The organism is Clostridium pabulibutyricum (assembly GCF_058242705.1).
This window is the reverse complement of record NZ_JBZAYZ010000012.1, coordinates 56,268-73,724: the sequence shown is the minus strand read 5'-3', so window position 1 is coordinate 73,724 and position 17,457 is coordinate 56,268. Positions and strand designations below refer to the sequence as shown.

The following is a 17,457-nucleotide window of genomic DNA, read 5'->3' as shown; positions in this document are numbered from 1 at the left end:
ACACCTACCATAAATTAATCCTCATATTAATAATATGGGATTTGTTTAAAAATAGTGACTAGTTATTAACAGGAGAGGAAGAAAATTTTATGAAGATTGGAAAGTTGGATTGGGACGACCTTAAAAAACTTATACAGCAAAATAGAAGTGTTTCCAGGGACGATGTAAGAATAAAAAGCGGTATCGGAGAGGACTGCAGTGTAATTAGCTTTGGAGACATGGAATGTGTTGTATCTACTGATCCAATAACGGGAGCTGAAAAAAACGGTGGAAAATTGGCTGTAAACATAAATTGTAATGATATAGCTTCATCAGGTGTAGAGCCGGTTGGCATACTTGTTACGATTCTTGCGCCTGAGGGTTCTACTCTGGATGATATAAATAATATAATGAAACAGGTTGATGATGAGACCAAAAAGCTGAATTTGGAAATACTCGGTGGTCATACTGAAGTGACAAATGCTGTAAATAGAATGGTTATATCGTGTACTGCAATTGGAAAGGGAAATAAGGGAACAGCAGTTGCCACGTCAGGTGCAAAACAGGGAGACGACATAGTAGTAACCAAGTATTTGTGTCTTGAAGGTACAAGTATAATTGTAAATGACCATGAAAAAGAGCTTGGAAGTCTCCTCTCGAAAGAAGAAATAAAAGAGGCAAAGTCATATATGAAAAGTGTGAGCGTACTTAGAGAAGGTATGATATGTGGAAAATTTGGTGTTAATTCAATGCATGACATAACAGAAGGCGGCATGCTCGGAGGAATATGGGAAATAGCCAAGGCAAGCAATACCGGATTCAGGATATATAAAGATAAAATGCCTGTTACAAAGGTAACAGAAAAAATATGTAGCGCATATGGGATAGATCCACTTAGACTAATTTCCTCTGGAAGCATGCTTGTGACTGTCGAAGATGGGACAGCTCTCGTAAGGAAACTGGAAGATGATGGAATAAAGGCTTGTGTCGTAGGAAAAATTACAAAAGAAAAAGGTATATTGATAGATGGTCTGCGCGAAATTGAGATTGAACCACCTAAAAGGGATGAACTTTTTGCATTTAAAGAAAAACTTAAAAAAGTTTTCCATGGATGATGTATAATAGTTAAATGTAAAATCGATTTTATTTAAAAGAGTTAATTAGTATTTCATGTTGGAGGTATAAGTAATGCGAGTTGATGGCAGAAAAGACGACCAGGTAAGACCTGTCAAGATATTTAGACATTATACAAAATACGCGGAAGGTTCGGTTTTTATAGAAACAGGTGATACAAAGGTAATATGTACTGCATCTATAGAAGACAGGGTGCCTCCATTTCTTAGGGGGAAGAATGAGGGATGGATTACCTGTGAGTATAATATGCTCCCAAGGGCTACGCAGGTGAGAAAAATAAGAGACATATCTAGAGGAAAAATTGATGGAAGAACAATGGAAATACAAAGAATGATAGGAAGAGCTCTAAGGTCTGTTGTTGATCTCAAGGCTATGGGTGAGAAGACTATTTGGATTGATTGTGATGTTATACAGGCAGATGGTGGGACAAGGACAGCGTCAATATCAGGAGCCTTTGTTGCACTTGTAGATGCAGTCAATAGACTTCACAAGAGAAGTCCTTTCAAGGTATATCCAGTACGTGATTTTGTAAGTGCTGTAAGTGTAGGAATAGTAAACAAAGTCAGACTTCTTGATCTTTGTTATGTGGAGGATTCAAGAGCACAGGTGGACATGAATGTGGTTATGACAGATACGGGAAAGTTTGTTGAAATACAGGGAACAGGGGAACAAAATCCGTTTTCAAGAGAAGACCTTGATGTGCTTCTTAAAATGGCGGAGAAAGGTATAAAGAATATGATACGTGTGCAGAAAGAAAGTTTAAAAATGGATTCCTTGTGGATTGGAACTGGAGGAAAATCATGAAAAAAATTATTATTGCAAGCAACAATGAAAATAAAATCAAGGAGATAAAACAGATATTCTCTGAATATCCGATCGATATAGTTTCAATGAAACAGGAGGGTATAGTAAAAGATATATTGGAAGATGGAACGACCTTTATGGAAAATGCTTTGAAAAAGGCGGAGCAAATTCACGATATATCTGGAGGAATGGTTTTGGCAGATGATTCAGGGCTTATGGTAAAAGGGCTTGATGGCGCACCGGGGGTATACTCTGCAAGATTTTCAGGGGAACACGGGAATGATGCAAAGAACAACGAAAAACTGCTCAGACTTTTGGAAGGCAAAAGTGAAAATGACAGAGCTGCAAAATTTGTTTGTGCCATGGTGCTTATATCCGAGAGCGGCAGCATCCTTAAAGTTCAGGGGGAAGTCTTGGGTGTTATAGCCCACAAAGAAATGGGACAGAATAATTTTGGATATGATCCACTTTTCTATGTACCACAATATTGCATGACATTTGCAGAGATGCCGTCTGAACTTAAAAATTCAATAAGTCATAGAGGAAAGGCACTCAGTGAACTCAAGGATAAACTTAAATCTTTCTTGAAGGAGGTATGAGATTGAGGATAGGAGTAATAAGTGACACGCATAGGTACACTGGAGTAATCAAAAAAGTAATAAAGGTATTTGAAAATCCTGATGTAATAATCCATCTTGGGGATAATGTCCAGGATGTAAGTGCTATAGAAGCCATATATAAAGGGAAAATTATAAATGTAAAGGGAAATTGTGATTTTATGCCTGATGGGCCGGGTGAAATATTTGAAGAAATAGGTGGAAAAAAATTTTTTATAACCCATGGGCACAAGTATGATGTAAAATTCGGTATTGAGAAGTTGAAATATAGGGCTTCTGAACTTGGGGCGGATGTTGTTTTGTTTGGACATACTCATATTTCAAAAATAGTTTTTGAAAATGGTGTATGGTACATTAATCCTGGAAGTCCTTCTCTACCAAGGGATGGTATCAATAGTGTCGCTGTCATAGACATCGAAAATGACAATATAAATGCGTGCATAAAAGAGGTATGAATAAAAAAAAGTTAAAAAAACTAAAATTAACTATTGACGAATTGAATTATATCGTGTAGAATAATCTATGTCGTTGAGTGTTTTGGAAGTTTTCAAGTACGAAGTCAAGAGATTTGTTGATTTCGGGGTGTGGCGCAGATGGGAGCGCGCGTGGTTTGGGACCATGAGGTCGCAGGTTCAATCCCTGTCACCCCGACCATAAATCGTGTATGTGCGGGTGTAACTCAGTGGTAGAGTGCTAGCCTTCCAAGCTAGTTATGAGGGTTCGATTCCCTTCACCCGCTCCAAGACGTGCGTCTTTAGCTCAGTTGGATAGAGCAACGGCCTTCTAAGCCGTGTGCCGGGGGTTCGAATCCCTTAAGACGCACCAGACAAGCGCCATTAGCTCAGTTGGTAGAGCATCTGACTCTTAATCAGGTTGCCCGGGGTTCGAGTCCCCGATGGCGCACCAAAATAATGTGGTGGACGTAGTTCAGTTGGCAGAGCGCCAGATTGTGGTTCTGGTTGTCGTGGGTTCGAGCCCCACCGTCCACCCCAAATAATGGGGTGTAGCCAAGTGGTAAGGCAATGGACTTTGACTCCATCATTCGTAGGTTCAAATCCTGCCATCCCAGCCAATGGTTCACTAGCTCAGTTGGTAGAGCACATGACTTTTAATCATGTTGTCCGGGGTTCAATTCCCCGGTGAGCCACCAATAATTTAGTTTTACAAAGTTAAAAAGTAGTTTAATAATTAAGTCTTTATTACATATGCAGGTGTGGCGGAATTGGCAGACGCACTAGACTTAGGATCTAGCGCCTATGGCGTGGGGGTTCGACTCCCTTCATCTGCACCATTTGAAACAATATTAATCTACATATATGTAAGCGGGAGTGGCTCAGTGGTAGAGCGTCACCTTGCCAAGGTGAATGTCGCGAGTTCGAATCTCGTCTTCCGCTCCATTTTGCGGGTGTAACTCAGTGGTAGAGTGCTAGCCTTCCAAGCTAGTTATGAGGGTTCGATTCCCTTCACCCGCTCCAAATTATGCGTCTTTAGCTCAGTTGGATAGAGCAACGGCCTTCTAAGCCGTGTGCCGGGGGTTCGAATCCCTTAAGACGCACCATTAACAAGCGCCATTAGCTCAGTTGGTAGAGCATCTGACTCTTAATCAGGTTGCCCGGGGTTCGAGTCCCCGATGGCGCACCAATACTTAATGTTCCGGGGTGTGGCGCAGATGGGAGCGCGCGTGGTTTGGGACCATGAGGTCGCAGGTTCAATCCCTGTCACCCCGACCATAATTAAATATTGTACATGCGGGTGTAACTCAGTGGTAGAGTGCTAGCCTTCCAAGCTAGTTATGAGGGTTCGATTCCCTTCACCCGCTCCATTTCTATTTAAAAATCTATTTGGATAATATATCAGCACCCATAGCTCAGTTGGATAGAGTGATGGACTTCGAATCCAGAGGCCGGGAGTTCGAATCTCCCTGGGTGCACCATTAAGCATTGATAACACTAAGCTTCAGCAATTTTAAATTTGCTGATTTTTTTTATTTTAACACATTTTTAACACATAAAAAAATAATGATGCTAAATGATTGTTAAAATAAATCATTTAATGTTTCTGCAGCATCAGTCTTTTGTTTAGGCATAACGTGAGTATATATATCTGCTGTAGTGGAAATACTACTATGTCCTAGGAGCTTTTGAACTGTTTCAGGCCTTGCTTTACGCTCAAATAATTTGGTAGCATATGTGTGCCTTAAACAGTGAAATTTACGATAAGGTACATTTGCCTTTTTTAATAGCCTTCTATACATTTTGGTTAAATTTCTTGCGTATATATTTTTGCCAGTGGGGGTTGCAAATACAAAATTATTATCAATATAACCCACGTTTGTAGATTTTTCTTCCTGCTGTTTTGATTTATGCTCTTCTAGTATGGGAATTAATTTTGAGGGTATGGCTACAGTTCTAACACTATTTTTAGATTTAGGAATTTGTTCTATAGCTTTAAATTCTCTACTTCCGTCATCATTAATTAAACTAACTTGTTTGATTGCTCTTTTTACATGGACTTCTTTTTTTTCAAAATCAATGTCACTCCATTTAAGGCCTAATAATTCACCTTGCCTTAATCCAGTACCTAAGGCCATTAGAAATAGTGCTCTCAATCTATGATTTATTAATATGCTTTCAAATCTATGTATTTCCTCATCCGAGAAAACTTGTACTTCTTCTTTTTTAACATCTTTTAGCCCTGGGATTGTTAATCTTGCACAGGGATTTCTATTAAGGTATCCTTCATCTATTGCATAATTAAAAAATTCCTTTAGTAACTTGTTTAAATTTTTAATTACATTACTGCTTTTAGCAGATTTATATAATAAATTATAATATCTCTGAAGCTGTATGCTCTGGATATTGCAAAGCTTAGAACCATAGATACTATCACTCTTTACATAGTTTCTATATATACCTTCATATCTTTCAAAAGTGGCAGGTTTTATTTTTGATTTCATAACTTCAAATAACCATAAGTGCATGAGTTTACCTAAGGTGACATCCTGAAAATTTACATTAAGCCCATTTTTTATGCCGTTGAGATATTCATTTTTCTTTTTTTCTGCATCTGACTTGTCCTTCCCGTAGAATTGTTTCCTTATAATTTTTCCATTACCGTCGCGGCCAACTACAGCCGTCATTCTATAATATTTTGTTCCGTTTATTTCAATATTAGTTTTTCTGGCCATATTAAATCCCTCCTGAAAATTCAGTATAATAAGCTGACTTCACTTAATATTTTTAGCACCTTTTTTTCTAGCTTCTCTTAAAGTTTTTTTAACAGCTTCGTGAGTGCCATGAAGTAGGCTATATACAACTTCTTTAAATTGTGTATTCTCTGATAGATTAGGTATTTCTGCCCATCTTTTTTTATCTGGAAGTGAATAATTTGCAGTTAAAGGAACAGTTACTAATGGAAGATTATTTAAACTGAAGTTTTCTATGCTTAAGTATGGTTCAGAATACATTTCTACTAAAACGGTATTAAGTATTTTTTTAAATAAATCTGGCTCATTTTTAATATATCTATGATTTGTGAAACCTACAGATTTTGAAATACTTATTAATTCATCAGCATTAAGCTTCTTAGTAGAGATATATTTTGCTAAGAGATATAGTGACGAGTATGAATTGAATTCATCAGTAGTAACTGATTGTAAGAAATCTTCCAGTTTATCAGGCCTTTTTTTATACATAGCAGAAAATATTAATGAACATAGAGAATAAGTTAAAAAAGAATTATTTTTATGTATTTTTCTAAGGTTTAATATCATATCGAAAGCTTCATCAAATTTGTCTGTTAATAAATGCCGTTCAAGACCATAGTAAAATATAAATACATATCCTATATTTATTTCCTTATTTATATTAGTTAACCAATTAAGGTAAATCCACCTCTGATATGGATTAAGCCCTGAATATGATGGAAAATAATCAGGGCCGGGTATTTCATCGATATTTTCGGGCTTTTTAATTGGCTCTCTTGTATAAATAAGGCTTGGCTCTTTGTTACCTAATGAAAATTTAATTTTGAAACCATGTACATTGATTTCTTTAGAATAATCCTCATCCTCTTCATAATTCTTATAAGGACCATCTCCAAACCATAATAAATCAAAAATATCTTTACTTATATGACCATTAAAGTTTTTATTTATTAATCTATTGTTACTTTTAATCGGTATGACTTTTGATTTTTCTTTTTTCTTGAAAAGATCTGATAACCCCATATGTGTATCACCTTTCTTTAAAGCGTTTATTAGGCGTCTTTTTCCGATGTAGCTGACTGCTCTGATTTACCCTTATCAATATTTTGTTTTAACTTAAGAAGTTCAATATATTTTTTAGCTTCCTTTTTTAAGTTATCATCTAAAGAAGATATATCATCTAATAGTTCTTTATCCTCAGTTGTATATTTTTGAGATTGTTTTATATTTTTTGATTTTTTATCATTAGTAGTTATATATCCTGCAGCCATCATAAGTTGATTGTAAGTAACATTATTATGAGCAGAATTGGATAACCTTTTTAAAATATCAGGAGTAGGAGGATTATCTAATCTTTGATTAATGTATTTTGATAAATAAGTCCTATTTACACCACTATCTTCTGCATATTGAGATATTTTTCTGTTACCCATTGCTTTTTCTATTAGAAATTTAAAATTTTCTTTATCGAACATATAATCACTCCTCTCTATTAATAGTAATTGTAAGTGTGAAAAAATTCAACAATATCTGCTGTAAAACTTTTTCACATAAAATCGTGAAAATTATTGACAAAGAATAATGATGTTGTTATACTATAACTGTGAAAAAAATTAACAATGAGGAGATGAAAAAATGAAGCCTAATATCAATAACATAAGAAAACTTATTAACGAAAGATTCAATGGCAATCAATCTGATTTTGCTAGAGCCATTGGTGTAGATAGAACTCAAATATCTATGTTGCTAAATCATGGTGATAGAGTTGGAGCTAAATTTTATGGTGGATTACTTGCTTTATGCGAACAAGAAAAATTAGATTACAGGAAGTATATAATTTTACCTAAAATAGTGAATAAAATTAACAACATAAGCCAAAAGGAGGTCGTGTGATGGATAACCCAAAGTTGCCTGAGCTTACAGGAGAACAACAGCTTGACTTATTTTGCATAGCATGGCATTTAACTAACTTTTGGGAAGATGCAAAATCAAAGCAATCTGCAAGTATCACAATTGCGTGTAATACTTGCAGATACCAGAAAGAATGTTGGGAGAAATATAAATGTAGTCTTTATAAACATTTTGATATCCTAACTAAACTTACTGGGGTAAAAATATCAGCTGCAGTTGGAGACAGAGACAACTTAATTAGAAGGACTCTCAATAATCGCTTTATTGAAAATATTAGAGAGAGATCGGACATTTTGAATAAATAGGGCAAGGATCAATGTCGCATCCTTCACTGTCCATTTTTTCACAGCTGTAAGTCATTTTCCTGTAATTTGTTTTAGTACATCCAGCCATGCGTAGCTCATTATATGTAACGCTAATTTGATTTTCTATATTGTACTTAAGACAATTACCTGTAATATATTTAATCACAATTATCACCACCTTTCAGTGATGATAATTCAGCAAAAATAAGTAAAAAACCTTTAGTAGATAATGTAAGAACTATATCATCTATATTTTAACAGCGAGAGGGGGTGAGATAAATGGCAGGTAAAGCTACGAAAGCAGCACATAATGCGTATTATTTAGCACGAATGGAAGCAGCAGCTACTAATACCAAATTCAATAGTAGAGAAGGAGCCTCTGAACTTGTCAGGATTGAAAGAACTAGGCTTGCAAGGATAGAAGGTTCAGATATATTTCCATATCCTGAAGAAGTACTTATGATGTCAAACATGTATAATGCTCCTGAATTAAATCATTTTTTTTGTTATAAACAATGTCCTATAGGGAAACATATTGCACCTAAAGTTGAAGTTTTAGGAATTGATAGAGTTACAATTGAAGTCTTATATTCGCTGGAACATATCGATCATGTAGGTAAAGACCTATTGGAAATTACAGCTGATGGAGTAATAAGTAAAAAGGAGGAACCTAAACTTAAATCAATTATAGATGCATTGGATGAGCTTTCTGTAAATGCTCAAAAGCTAAAACTTTCTGTTCAAAAAAAGTTAAATAGGAAAGGAGACTTGATTTATGGAGATGCCAGCTGCAGATGAAAGCTTTAAAAGTATTATTAAGGATGCTATTCAGGAAGCCTTAAAAGAGATTGGAAAAGCAACTCTTACACTAGATGAATGTAAAGAGTATTCAGGTATAGGTAGAGACAAGCTGCTGGAACTTGTACATGCTGAAAATTCTGATTTTCCTTGCTTTAGAAATGGCACCAAGATTTTAGTTAGTAAAAAAAAGTTAGATTTATGGATTGAAAGAGTTGCTGAGGAAAGAAGATGCATATGAAAGGAGAGAAATATGGACCATGCTATAGAAAGTTTACAGGGATTTATAGATTCCGTTTTTGACTATGAGTTTATGCCGGAATGGAAAAGTGGGAAATACAAGAAATATTCTGATTGCCCATCGTATCCTGAACTTAAAACTTTAATTTCTGCAAGTAATATAATGCGTAAATATATTGGATGGGAACCACTAAGGATTAAGGATATGATGGATACATTTTATTAACAAAAATGAAAGGAGAAAAATAAATGAATGGATATTTGCAATGTTTGATAGACCAATATTCTAGACATGTAAAGTCAGCTATTGCACCAGTGGAAAGGCATATTTATACTAGAATTTTAACTGATTTGATTGGATTGGAACAATTTTGTGATAAAGATAAGAAGCCTACTGTTGATGATATTCCTAGAAAATATGTTGTAGCTGATTTCAAGGGCGATATGAATGGATTTGTAGAGTATCTTAAGAAGTTAAAGGGTGACATATGAGAGATAAAGAGCTTGTAAAACTGGAAAAGCAAAATGCAAAGCTGAAAGAGTTGCTTCAGGAAAGTTTACAGTTTATATAAATCTATAGGAGAAAAGCCAGGCACTGGGAAGATATATACAATCAGCTGGACAGGCACTGCTGGCTCAAATATAACGATTAGGGAGTAGATAATATGGCTGAAATAGAGGTAATTGATGGACTTGAATACACAAAATCAAATCATAGGCTTAGATATAATCCTGAATTTCATGAGAATTATGGAAAGCCATGGTGCACAGAAGATTTAATTTATATGTGTTCTATGTGGGATGGTACGAAAAAGGCGGATATTGCGATGGGATTAGGTAGAACTATCAGTACAGTATTAACTAAAAAATATGAACTTAAGAAAAATGGAAAGTTTGATTACTACAAAAAGTTAGGTAAAAAAATATAAAAAAGAGTCCTTGTAAAAAGGACCTAAATGAAAAATTTCCATACTTTCATTCTACATGAGAATGAAAAATAAATCAATGGAGGTAAATTAAATGGAAGCTGCTAAAAAAGTATCTAAGGAAATTGCAAAGCTCGGTGATGGAGATGTATTTGTAAAAAGAACTTCCAATGGTGCAATAAAAGCCATAAAAGGCCGACTTAAGCTTGAGGAAAGAAAAGGACATTTAAGTGTAATACAGGGTAAAGCAATGATAACTGCAGCAGGATATAACGAGATGAATAAGATAGCAGGGATAAGTATAATAACTCCGGAAAAGCTTACATTACCTGATGGAAACATGGTTGTAAATCCATATCCTATTATAGATCCCGATTCAGGGACAATAGATAAAGTTTGGGTCAAGAAAACTGCCATAGGATTCAGCCCTATAGGAAATTTAGTTATGACCAGCAGCACACTTTTATATGATATAAGAATGTATTTCATCCAGGACTTAAATAAAAAGATTCAAAAAAACAAGCGCGCCGGAAGAATGTGCATGGAAAACACTTTATCTGAAGATGAAAAGAAAAAAGGGATGTTTTTAAGAATTCAAGGAACTATGGGGCTGTGGGCAGACTTGAACGAAGCAGATATATTAAAATGCATGGACACCTATATTCAAAATAAACTTTTTGCAGAAAGGAAAGCACAAACTATTGCAGAAAGGAATTGTTTAAAAAAGCATCCATCCCTTTCACAAATTTATGTTGATGCATCGGGTACTGAACATAATCATTATGGATATGTTTATGTAATTGGCTATAACCATGATTTAACTAGAGAAGACCTTCTTAAGCTTGCACAAATGGCTGAAAGAGGCGAGGACATAAGTGAATATAAAGGCGTGAAAGTTGATGTAATAGATGCAAATACCATAGATGATGTTACTGAAGATGATGTTATGGCAGCAAGTGATGAGGAGGAAATAAACCATAATAATGAACTTCCTGAATCTACAGGAACTCCAATTACTCCTATAGATATAAAACAAAGAGAAAAAGTTCCTAGTAAAGAAGTAAGGCCTGAATACCAGGACCAAGGTCAAAGGAAAAAGATGATATCTGACCTTGATACTGCAAAAGAGATTATAGGGGAAGATAGATTTTTTAAAATTATAGATGATAATTTTAAAAAACCTTTAGGTGAACTTACTGTAGGACAGCTTGAAATGGCTAAGGCTTTGATGAATTCACAAATAGATCAAGGTGGTGAATTCTAATGGGCAAAATGTTAAAAGAAATAGTCATGAAAAATATTAAAGGCCAAAATACATCCCAGGAGCTTACAGGAAAGGACATAATAATAGGTCCTAATGGTTCAGGTAAAACTACAAGGATACAAGCTCTTGAAATAGCGCTTCAAGGTTATGTTTCAGGGCAAAATAAAAAATCAGATGAAACATTTAAACACTCTAGCGGTAATGAAATGGAAGTTGGTTTAAAAACTGATGGATTTAGTTTTGTAAGAGGCTTTAAAAAAAGCCTCTCAAAGACCAAATCCGGAGAGACTAAAATAAATATTAAACAATCTCTGAATATAAGCCCTTCAAGGGGTGAGAGTAAAATCGCAGAAAAGGAAGCAAGAATAGTTTTAGAACTTGGAAGCTTTCCGGTGATGCTTGATTTTGATGAATTTTTAAATCTTTCTGATAGTAAAAGAAGAGAGTTTATATATAATCTGGCAGGATTTGAAAGTGATAGCTGGACTAAAGATAAGGTTAAAAAGTTCATTGAAGAAAGACTCTTAACCATGGAGCTTGAAGTTAATAGCCCGGAACAATTTGAAATAATGAAGTCAGTAATATCTCAGGTGCTTTATGAATATCCGGAAAACTATGATATAAATTCAGGTTTGCAAAGTATGCTGGATTGGGCAAAAGTTAAGCTGAGTAATTGGAATGATGAAAAGAAAAGATCGGAAGGTGCGACAAAAAAACTTGCTGAACTAAAAAATAAACTGACCGAAACAGATAGAAATCTAACAGCAAATAAGGTCCAATTAGAGAATCTGCAGGAGGATCTTATAAAAGATGAAAAACAGCTTAGTATGGATACTCAAAAGAAAAAAAATATAGATTTAAGATCTGAAAAAATATCTCAGATTAAAAAGCAGATTGATGCTGAAAGTATAAAACAGAATCCATTTAATCAAAAGCAGTTAGAAGACTCAATAAAAAAATTAAAATCTAGTATGCGGAAAATTGACTACTCAGAGGATATATCAAATTTAGATTCGCAATCAAAATCGCTGTCAAGTGAATTTGAAAAAGTACTACAGGATAAAGAAGAAATTAAAAATAAAGGGACTGAAATAGCAACCCAAATAAAAACTCTCCAGGAAACATTGGATAAAGTGAAAAGTACTAATTGTAGATGCGTGATAGATGGCCGGATTAAATGTGATAAAAATTTTGAAAAGTTTATAAAGTTTACAGAAAGTCAAATAAGAAAGCTGCAGCTTCAAAAAAACATATTGGCATCTACGTTTTCTGAGCTGAAGCAGAAAACTGAGTTACTTCAAAAAGAAATGGCTGATATATCCGCAGATAAGGATAAACTGATAGCAGCTGAGAGAGAGGCATACAAAGCCAACAGCAAAATAAATGATGAGATAGCAAAATTAAATTCAGATATAGATAAGTGCAAAAATTTTGAAGCTATGAATCTTGAAAAAATAAAGTCTTTACGACTTGATTTAGAAAAATATCAAAATGAACCTGCAGATCCTATTGCTCCATTAGACATACTTGAGAAAAAGATTGAAAGTACACGAAATCAGATTAAAGAATTGAAGTCGAAAATTCAGAGTCAGGAAGAGGCTAAAATAACACTCTCCAACCTAAAGAGCAGTATGATAGACGGCAAAAAGGCAGAGTATTATTCAGTATCATTTAAAGCACTTTGTGAAGCACTTGGCTCTAAAGGACTTCAAGGAGAACTTGTAAAAGAATCATTGGAGCCTATAGAAAATTCGATTCAGGAAAATCTTACAGCTATGGGCATAGAAAATAAATTTTATTTTAGCACGAATTCAGAGACCGGGAAAGAGATATTTCAGTTTGGATGGATAAATGAATTTGGCGATAAAAGAAATTTTGATGCGTTATCTACCGGCCAACAGATGATACTTCTTATAGCAATGCTAACGACTTTTATTGAGAAAGCTTCACCGGCATGTAGGATATTGGCCATAGACAATATTGAAAATTTAGATTCCAGCAATTTAAAAAATGTACTTGATGGATTAAGCAAATTGAGTGATAAATTAGATAATATCATACTTGCCGGGGTAATAGATATAGAAGAAGCTGATGGATTTACCATCTGGAATTTGGGAAATGAAGAAGTTAGTGAGAAGTCAGCTTAATTTATAGGAGGTAAACTATGGGGGAAATATCGGAATTAATTCAAGAGGGTGTCTTATGTATGGAGTGTGGGTCCTTGATTGAAGATTTAATACAACCAGGTAGTGATGAGTTGATTCCTGGCCCAGGGTATCCACGAAAATGCAAGGATTGCTTGAGAGAGGAGAAAATAAATGCTAAACGCAGCACAAAGAAAGGCAGTTGAAAGCACAAGCAAAGTTATTCTTTGCTTGGCTGGAGCTGGCACAGGGAAAACTTCAACTTTAACCAGCAGAATAGCATATCTGCAGAAACAGAGAGTTTCATGTTCCAATATGCTGGCACTTACATTTACCAGGTTGGCAGGAAAGGAGATGAAAGAGAGAGTTATCCAATTAGTCGGGGAAAATGAAGGCAAAAACTTATTTTGTAATACATTCCATGCATTTTGCTTAAAGATCTTGAAAGAATGGGGGTACCTGATAGGATATGATAAAGATTTTACTATATATGATCAGGAAGATAGGGAAAATATCTTGAGGGTAATAATAAATGAATTTAAGTATGATGCACATCCGGATGAAGTTATAGATTATTTAAATGGTGATTTTAATAAAAGATCTAAAAATTATATGGATGTAAAAGGTGCCGGTGATGAATATAAAAACAGGATTTTAAGAAATGATGCTGTGGATCTGGATGGGCTGTTGGTGTATGCACTTAGAATAATAAAAAATTATCCGGAGGTTCAGCGCCAATATAATTCACTATATGAGTATGTTTTTGTAGATGAATTTCAGGATTCTAATGATATACAAATGCAGCTTATAAAAGCACTTAATCCTCAAAATTTATTCGTAGTAGGGGATGATTTTCAGAGCATATATGGTTGGAGAAAAGCAAAGCCAGAGTACATCATAAACTTTGAAAAATATTATCATGGATGTGAAGTAATAAAGCTTGAAGAAAATTATAGGTCAACAGTTCCAATAATAACTGCAGCTAATAATTTAATATCACACAATGAAAATCAGACTAAAAAGGAATTGAGAACACATAAAGATGGCCCTGGGATTGAATATATTGTAGCTGAGAATATAAGCAATGAATGTAACTTAGTGTGTGGAAAGGTATTAGAAGGTGGGAATTATAGTGACTATGCAGTACTTACTCGAACAAACAAGCAAATGGATCCCTTTATACAGGCTTTTAAAATATTTAATATACCGTTTCAAATTGTAAGTAATAAAAATGATCCATTGAAGAAATATGATGTAAGGATGATTTTAAATATTCTGGAGGTAATATTAAATCCTAAAGATGATGGAACATTGAAAAAAGTTATAAATTTTCCTGTAAAGAGGTTAACTGAGCTTCAATTTCAGGCATTAGAGAAGTATCAGATAGATGAATCTATAAGCCTTATGGAATCACTAAAAAGTCGAGAAGATACTAATGGAATTCAAGAATTTATTAACCAGATAGATGATATATACAAATACATCACTGAAGAAAATTCAGAAGCTTCGAGAGTGTTTTGCATAGCACAAAATGTCCTAGGATTAAAAGAAAAATATACTGAAGAAAAGAGGAATAACAAAATTAGAGATATTGAACTAGCCATGGAAGTTATAGAAAAATGGACAAATATACAACAAAATTTAGGTGAAAGCACTGATATTTCTAGCTTCCTAAAATGGGTTCATATAAAAGATATTCAGGAAAAACTTATGGAACAAAAGGATGCTGTAAAACTAATGACAGTCCATAGTTCCAAGGGACTTGAATTCAAGAATGTATTTGTAGTTGGAATGAATAAAAATGTATTTCCTAATAAAAGAGGAGACCTTCAGGAAGAGCGTAGGCTCTTCTATGTGGCCATAACTAGAGCAAAGGATAAATTATACCTTAGCAGGTCCAAAAGGGCTTTAGGTTGGGGTAATAGAGAGCTTGTGACCCAAGAAAGCCAATTCTTAAATGAACTTAGAAATTAAAGGAGGTAATCATGTATGGCAAATCCAGCTTTTAAAAGTTTAATTGAAGGATTTAATGCTCAAATAAAAGTAATGAATAAAAATGACTTAAAGGTATATGAACCGGACAATCCGGAATGGTTCATAAGTGGAATTAGATATGATGAAAAGCAAGACAAAATATTTTATGAAACTAAAGAGGACCATGCAGAATTTAAAAGAATGACTGCAGAAGGAAATTAAAGACGGCTGCTCGGCAAAGCAACCGCCACACAATAAAGTAATATCGGATAGGTACTTCGGCAAAAAGTACTTATCCCATATAGATTATATCAGATATTTATTAATTGTTCCCAAAGGGGGATAAATATGAAATATACATTATATGGTTTTAGCCAAAACAAAGCAATAGAATTTGGGCTTGATCTCAATGATTTGGCAATCCTTCGATATATTGTTGATTTTAAAGACAGTAAGAACATGTCAACCGAAGTAGTGGATGGCGAGTGTTATTACTGGGTTAAATATGAGGGCATTTTAAAAGAACTGCCTATCTTAAAAATAAAAAAGGATTCTATTTATAGACGATTAAAGACCATGTGTAAAATTGGAATATTGAAACATAAAACATTTAAAAGAGCAGGGACATATTCATTTTATACTTTAGGTCCTAAGTATATTGAACTTGTAGATGATTCAAATGATTCCAGTGTATCGGAAAAAAATCCGAATGGTATAGAAGAGAATCCGAGGGGTTCGGAAATAAATCCGATAGGGTCGGATTCAAATCCGGAGAGGGTCGGAAATAAATCCGTAAGGGGTACGGATTTAAATCCCGAACAAAATATTAATCTACTAAAAGATCCTTGTTGTTATAGTAATAATAGCCTTCAAGAAATTACCAATTATTATTGCGATAAAGCAGGTACAGTAGAATTCAATATAAGTGCAGCAGAAACTCAGGTAATGATTGATTTATTAAAAACTATACCAGTTGATGTAATTAAGTCAGGTATAGATGAATCATTTAAGAATTTTAAACCAAAATTTGATGGTGATAAGATAAATAGTTTTAAATACTGTGAACCGATTGTAAAAAAACTCTGGAGCATTAAAAATGGGCTTGTTAGTAGTGGCAGCTCTAATAAGAGTTATAAATATGGGAAAAAAGAAAGTACTTTTAACAATTTCAAACAGAGGACGTATGATTTTAAGGACTTAGAGAAAAAGCTTCTTGGATGGGACAATGAAAGCTCTGAAGATGATGAAGGTGGTTAAGGTTTTGAATTGACAATATAGCCGAATGAAAAATATTTGATGGAGGTAGGTAAAGGTGAGAATATCAATAGCGTTGGAAAAACGGGCACGTATAAATGTGAATTTAAAAGAAGGCCTTGATGTAGAAACATTTGGTCAGCTGGTATCAATACTAACTGAGAAAGCTATAAAACAGTCTAATGACTCTCTAGATGCATTGGAATCTAAATGTCATAAAGAAGTTCATGTAGACCATAGCCACTATAACCATGTAGAAAAAGCAGATATAACTACAGTTAAAAATAATGATCCAATTACTCAAAGCCCGGATGAGGAAAATTTATCTAAAGGACTTGTAATGGTAAGGTGTCCTGAGTGCAAGAAGATAGCTGTAATGCTTCTTTATATAAAAAATGGACAATTAGAGTACAAAAATAAAACTTTAAATTGCAAAAATTGTCAAGCAGATTTGCCTATAACAAAGCTGCAGCCTGCATATTATAAATGCCCCAATTGTGGCACCACAGCAACATTTTATGTTATGGGAAATTTGAGAGAAGCTAATTGCAAGAGTTGTGGAAGCCTTATAGATTTGGTTTGGAATGATAAAAAGAAAGAGTATGTAAGTATTAATTTAATAAAATAAATCTTTAGGAGGAAAATGAGATGAATTCAACAGGAATCGTAAGAAAGGTAGATCAGTTAGGGAGGGTAGTCTTACCTAAGGAGTTAAGGGATAAATTTGATATCCCAGAATATACACCTCTTGAAATATATACGGATGGAGAGCAAATCGTTTTGAAAAAGTATCAGCCGGCATGCATATTCTGTGGGGAAGTAGAAGATGTTGTGAAGTGGAAAGGCAAAAATATATGCAAAAAATGCATGGATAACCTGAAGAACAATAGGTAAATGGAGGG

21 protein-coding genes and 15 tRNA genes are annotated in these 17,457 nt (G+C 34.4%); 33 read left to right on the top strand and 3 right to left on the bottom strand.

The window, feature by feature from the left end:
- Positions 1–89: 89 nt before the first annotated feature.
- From AC4CVH_RS12635 to AC4CVH_RS12545, 19 genes are all read left to right on the top strand, one after another.
- Complete coding sequence (locus AC4CVH_RS12635) at positions 90–1,094, top strand: AIR synthase family protein (protein WP_490788099.1); 1,005 nt, start codon at positions 90–92, stop codon at positions 1,092–1,094.
- Between the two features lie 73 nt (positions 1,095–1,167).
- Positions 1,168–1,917, top strand: a complete 750-nt coding sequence (gene rph, locus AC4CVH_RS12630) for a ribonuclease PH (RefSeq protein WP_490788098.1) — start codon at positions 1,168–1,170, stop codon at positions 1,915–1,917.
- Positions 1,914–2,516 (top strand): XTP/dITP diphosphatase, encoded by a 603-nt coding sequence (locus AC4CVH_RS12625; protein ID WP_490788097.1) that lies wholly within the window; start codon positions 1,914–1,916, stop codon positions 2,514–2,516. Before rph ends, AC4CVH_RS12625 begins: the two co-directional genes overlap by 4 nt.
- 2 nt (positions 2,517–2,518) lie before the next feature.
- Positions 2,519–2,989 carry a metallophosphoesterase gene (locus tag AC4CVH_RS12620; RefSeq protein ID WP_490788096.1) on the top strand — a complete coding sequence of 157 codons (471 nt, stop codon included), beginning with the start codon at positions 2,519–2,521 and terminating at the stop codon, positions 2,987–2,989.
- A gap of 123 nt (positions 2,990–3,112) precedes the next feature.
- Positions 3,113–3,188: transfer RNA gene (locus AC4CVH_RS12615), tRNA-Pro, on the top strand.
- Between the two features lie 14 nt (positions 3,189–3,202).
- Positions 3,203–3,276 (top strand) — tRNA-Gly (locus AC4CVH_RS12610).
- A 6-nt stretch (positions 3,277–3,282) separates the two neighbouring features.
- Positions 3,283–3,359, top strand: a tRNA-Arg gene (locus AC4CVH_RS12605).
- A gap of 5 nt (positions 3,360–3,364) precedes the next feature.
- Positions 3,365–3,440 (top strand) — tRNA-Lys (locus tag AC4CVH_RS12600).
- Between the two features lie 10 nt (positions 3,441–3,450).
- A tRNA-His gene (locus AC4CVH_RS12595) sits at positions 3,451–3,526 on the top strand.
- A 5-nt stretch (positions 3,527–3,531) separates the two neighbouring features.
- A tRNA-Gln gene (locus AC4CVH_RS12590) sits at positions 3,532–3,606 on the top strand.
- A 2-nt stretch (positions 3,607–3,608) separates the two neighbouring features.
- A tRNA-Lys gene (locus tag AC4CVH_RS12585) sits at positions 3,609–3,684 on the top strand.
- Positions 3,685–3,741: 57 nt separating this feature from the next.
- Positions 3,742–3,825, top strand: a tRNA-Leu gene (locus AC4CVH_RS12580).
- Between the two features lie 31 nt (positions 3,826–3,856).
- Positions 3,857–3,931: transfer RNA gene (locus tag AC4CVH_RS12575), tRNA-Gly, on the top strand.
- Between the two features lie 4 nt (positions 3,932–3,935).
- Positions 3,936–4,009, top strand: a tRNA-Gly gene (locus tag AC4CVH_RS12570).
- Between the two features lie 6 nt (positions 4,010–4,015).
- Positions 4,016–4,092, top strand: a tRNA-Arg gene (locus AC4CVH_RS12565).
- Between the two features lie 7 nt (positions 4,093–4,099).
- Positions 4,100–4,175: transfer RNA gene (locus AC4CVH_RS12560), tRNA-Lys, on the top strand.
- Positions 4,176–4,188: 13 nt separating this feature from the next.
- Positions 4,189–4,264: transfer RNA gene (locus tag AC4CVH_RS12555), tRNA-Pro, on the top strand.
- 18 nt (positions 4,265–4,282) lie between these two features.
- Positions 4,283–4,356: transfer RNA gene (locus tag AC4CVH_RS12550), tRNA-Gly, on the top strand.
- A 34-nt stretch (positions 4,357–4,390) separates the two neighbouring features.
- A tRNA-Arg gene (locus tag AC4CVH_RS12545) sits at positions 4,391–4,467 on the top strand.
- 102 nt (positions 4,468–4,569) lie between these two features.
- Here the strand turns inward: AC4CVH_RS12545 and AC4CVH_RS12540 are convergent.
- From AC4CVH_RS12540 to AC4CVH_RS12530, 3 genes are read right to left on the bottom strand one after another with little or no spacing between them, the layout of a single operon-like run.
- Entirely contained in the window at positions 4,570–5,721 is a 1,152-nt protein-coding gene (locus AC4CVH_RS12540) for a tyrosine-type recombinase/integrase (RefSeq protein ID WP_490788095.1), read from the bottom strand.
- Positions 5,722–5,760: 39 nt separating this feature from the next.
- Entirely contained in the window at positions 5,761–6,762 is a 1,002-nt protein-coding gene (locus AC4CVH_RS12535; RefSeq protein ID WP_490788094.1) for a TerB N-terminal domain-containing protein, read from the bottom strand.
- Between the two features lie 29 nt (positions 6,763–6,791).
- Complete coding sequence (locus tag AC4CVH_RS12530) at positions 6,792–7,214, bottom strand: hypothetical protein (protein ID WP_490788093.1); 423 nt, start codon at positions 7,212–7,214, stop codon at positions 6,792–6,794.
- A 160-nt stretch (positions 7,215–7,374) separates the two neighbouring features.
- Between AC4CVH_RS12530 and AC4CVH_RS12525 the strand changes: the two genes are divergently transcribed.
- The 14 genes from AC4CVH_RS12525 to AC4CVH_RS12460 all read left to right on the top strand — a co-directional run bounded on the left by AC4CVH_RS12525 (position 7,375) and on the right by AC4CVH_RS12460 (position 17,449).
- Entirely contained in the window at positions 7,375–7,632 is a 258-nt protein-coding gene (locus AC4CVH_RS12525) for a hypothetical protein (protein WP_490788092.1), read from the top strand.
- Positions 7,632–7,955 (top strand): hypothetical protein, encoded by a 324-nt coding sequence (locus tag AC4CVH_RS12520; protein ID WP_490788091.1) that lies wholly within the window; start codon positions 7,632–7,634, stop codon positions 7,953–7,955. The genes AC4CVH_RS12525 and AC4CVH_RS12520 overlap by 1 nt, the downstream gene beginning before the upstream one ends.
- Positions 7,956–8,234: 279 nt before the next feature.
- On the top strand, positions 8,235–8,753 hold the full coding sequence (locus AC4CVH_RS12515; RefSeq protein WP_490788090.1) for an XRE family transcriptional regulator: 519 nt from the start codon (positions 8,235–8,237) through the stop codon (positions 8,751–8,753).
- On the top strand, positions 8,731–8,994 hold the full coding sequence (locus tag AC4CVH_RS12510) for a MerR family transcriptional regulator (protein ID WP_490788089.1): 264 nt from the start codon (positions 8,731–8,733) through the stop codon (positions 8,992–8,994). The genes AC4CVH_RS12515 and AC4CVH_RS12510 overlap by 23 nt, the downstream gene beginning before the upstream one ends.
- Before the next feature lie 12 nt (positions 8,995–9,006).
- The gene (locus AC4CVH_RS12505) at positions 9,007–9,219 is read left to right on the top strand and encodes a hypothetical protein (RefSeq protein ID WP_490788088.1); all 213 of its coding nucleotides are present in this window, start codon (positions 9,007–9,009) and stop codon (positions 9,217–9,219) included.
- 23 nt (positions 9,220–9,242) lie between these two features.
- Positions 9,243–9,485, top strand: a complete 243-nt coding sequence (locus tag AC4CVH_RS12500) for a hypothetical protein (RefSeq protein WP_490788087.1) — start codon at positions 9,243–9,245, stop codon at positions 9,483–9,485.
- Positions 9,486–9,658: 173 nt separating this feature from the next.
- Positions 9,659–9,922 carry a hypothetical protein gene (locus tag AC4CVH_RS12495; RefSeq protein WP_490788086.1) on the top strand — a complete coding sequence of 88 codons (264 nt, stop codon included), beginning with the start codon at positions 9,659–9,661 and terminating at the stop codon, positions 9,920–9,922.
- Between the two features lie 91 nt (positions 9,923–10,013).
- Positions 10,014–11,183, top strand: a complete 1,170-nt coding sequence (locus AC4CVH_RS12490) for a hypothetical protein (RefSeq protein WP_490788085.1) — start codon at positions 10,014–10,016, stop codon at positions 11,181–11,183.
- A complete protein-coding gene (locus AC4CVH_RS12485; RefSeq protein WP_490788084.1) occupies positions 11,183–13,330 on the top strand; it encodes an AAA family ATPase in 2,148 nt (715 codons plus the stop codon). Before AC4CVH_RS12490 ends, AC4CVH_RS12485 begins: the two co-directional genes overlap by 1 nt.
- A 171-nt stretch (positions 13,331–13,501) precedes the next feature.
- On the top strand, positions 13,502–15,301 hold the full coding sequence (locus AC4CVH_RS12480) for an ATP-dependent helicase (RefSeq protein ID WP_490788083.1): 1,800 nt from the start codon (positions 13,502–13,504) through the stop codon (positions 15,299–15,301).
- A gap of 15 nt (positions 15,302–15,316) precedes the next feature.
- The gene (locus tag AC4CVH_RS12475) at positions 15,317–15,523 is read left to right on the top strand and encodes a hypothetical protein (protein WP_490788082.1); all 207 of its coding nucleotides are present in this window, start codon (positions 15,317–15,319) and stop codon (positions 15,521–15,523) included.
- Positions 15,524–15,649: 126 nt separating this feature from the next.
- Positions 15,650–16,558, top strand: a complete 909-nt coding sequence (locus AC4CVH_RS12470) for a hypothetical protein (protein WP_490788081.1) — start codon at positions 15,650–15,652, stop codon at positions 16,556–16,558.
- Between the two features lie 55 nt (positions 16,559–16,613).
- A complete protein-coding gene (locus AC4CVH_RS12465; RefSeq protein WP_490788080.1) occupies positions 16,614–17,183 on the top strand; it encodes a hypothetical protein in 570 nt (189 codons plus the stop codon).
- 20 nt (positions 17,184–17,203) lie between these two features.
- On the top strand, positions 17,204–17,449 hold the full coding sequence (locus AC4CVH_RS12460) for an AbrB/MazE/SpoVT family DNA-binding domain-containing protein (protein WP_490788079.1): 246 nt from the start codon (positions 17,204–17,206) through the stop codon (positions 17,447–17,449).
- Positions 17,450–17,457 lie beyond the last annotated feature (8 nt).

Bases quoted from the DNA above. Each gene is read 5' to 3' on its own strand.
- AC4CVH_RS12510 (WP_490788089.1), top strand. From the start codon at position 8,731: ATGGAGATGCCAGCTGCAGATGAAAGCTTTAAAAGTATTATTAAGGAT.
- AC4CVH_RS12535 (WP_490788094.1), bottom strand. From the start codon at position 6,762: ATGGGGTTATCAGATCTTTTCAAGAAAAAAGAAAAATCAAAAGTCATA.
- AC4CVH_RS12635 (WP_490788099.1), top strand. From the start codon at position 90: ATGAAGATTGGAAAGTTGGATTGGGACGACCTTAAAAAACTTATACAG.
- AC4CVH_RS12500 (WP_490788087.1), top strand. From the start codon at position 9,243: ATGAATGGATATTTGCAATGTTTGATAGACCAATATTCTAGACATGTA.
- AC4CVH_RS12525 (WP_490788092.1), top strand. From the start codon at position 7,375: ATGAAGCCTAATATCAATAACATAAGAAAACTTATTAACGAAAGATTC.
- AC4CVH_RS12470 (WP_490788081.1), top strand. From the start codon at position 15,650: ATGAAATATACATTATATGGTTTTAGCCAAAACAAAGCAATAGAATTT.
- AC4CVH_RS12490 (WP_490788085.1), top strand. From the start codon at position 10,014: ATGGAAGCTGCTAAAAAAGTATCTAAGGAAATTGCAAAGCTCGGTGAT.
- AC4CVH_RS12485 (WP_490788084.1), top strand. From the start codon at position 11,183: ATGGGCAAAATGTTAAAAGAAATAGTCATGAAAAATATTAAAGGCCAA.
- AC4CVH_RS12505 (WP_490788088.1), top strand. From the start codon at position 9,007: ATGGACCATGCTATAGAAAGTTTACAGGGATTTATAGATTCCGTTTTT.
- AC4CVH_RS12515 (WP_490788090.1), top strand. From the start codon at position 8,235: ATGGCAGGTAAAGCTACGAAAGCAGCACATAATGCGTATTATTTAGCA.
- AC4CVH_RS12475 (WP_490788082.1), top strand. From the start codon at position 15,317: ATGGCAAATCCAGCTTTTAAAAGTTTAATTGAAGGATTTAATGCTCAA.
- AC4CVH_RS12530 (WP_490788093.1), bottom strand. From the start codon at position 7,214: ATGTTCGATAAAGAAAATTTTAAATTTCTAATAGAAAAAGCAATGGGT.
- AC4CVH_RS12540 (WP_490788095.1), bottom strand. From the start codon at position 5,721: ATGGCCAGAAAAACTAATATTGAAATAAACGGAACAAAATATTATAGA.
- rph (WP_490788098.1), top strand. From the start codon at position 1,168: ATGCGAGTTGATGGCAGAAAAGACGACCAGGTAAGACCTGTCAAGATA.
- AC4CVH_RS12460 (WP_490788079.1), top strand. From the start codon at position 17,204: ATGAATTCAACAGGAATCGTAAGAAAGGTAGATCAGTTAGGGAGGGTA.
- AC4CVH_RS12480 (WP_490788083.1), top strand. From the start codon at position 13,502: ATGCTAAACGCAGCACAAAGAAAGGCAGTTGAAAGCACAAGCAAAGTT.
- AC4CVH_RS12495 (WP_490788086.1), top strand. From the start codon at position 9,659: ATGGCTGAAATAGAGGTAATTGATGGACTTGAATACACAAAATCAAAT.
- AC4CVH_RS12625 (WP_490788097.1), top strand. From the start codon at position 1,914: ATGAAAAAAATTATTATTGCAAGCAACAATGAAAATAAAATCAAGGAG.
- AC4CVH_RS12520 (WP_490788091.1), top strand. From the start codon at position 7,632: ATGGATAACCCAAAGTTGCCTGAGCTTACAGGAGAACAACAGCTTGAC.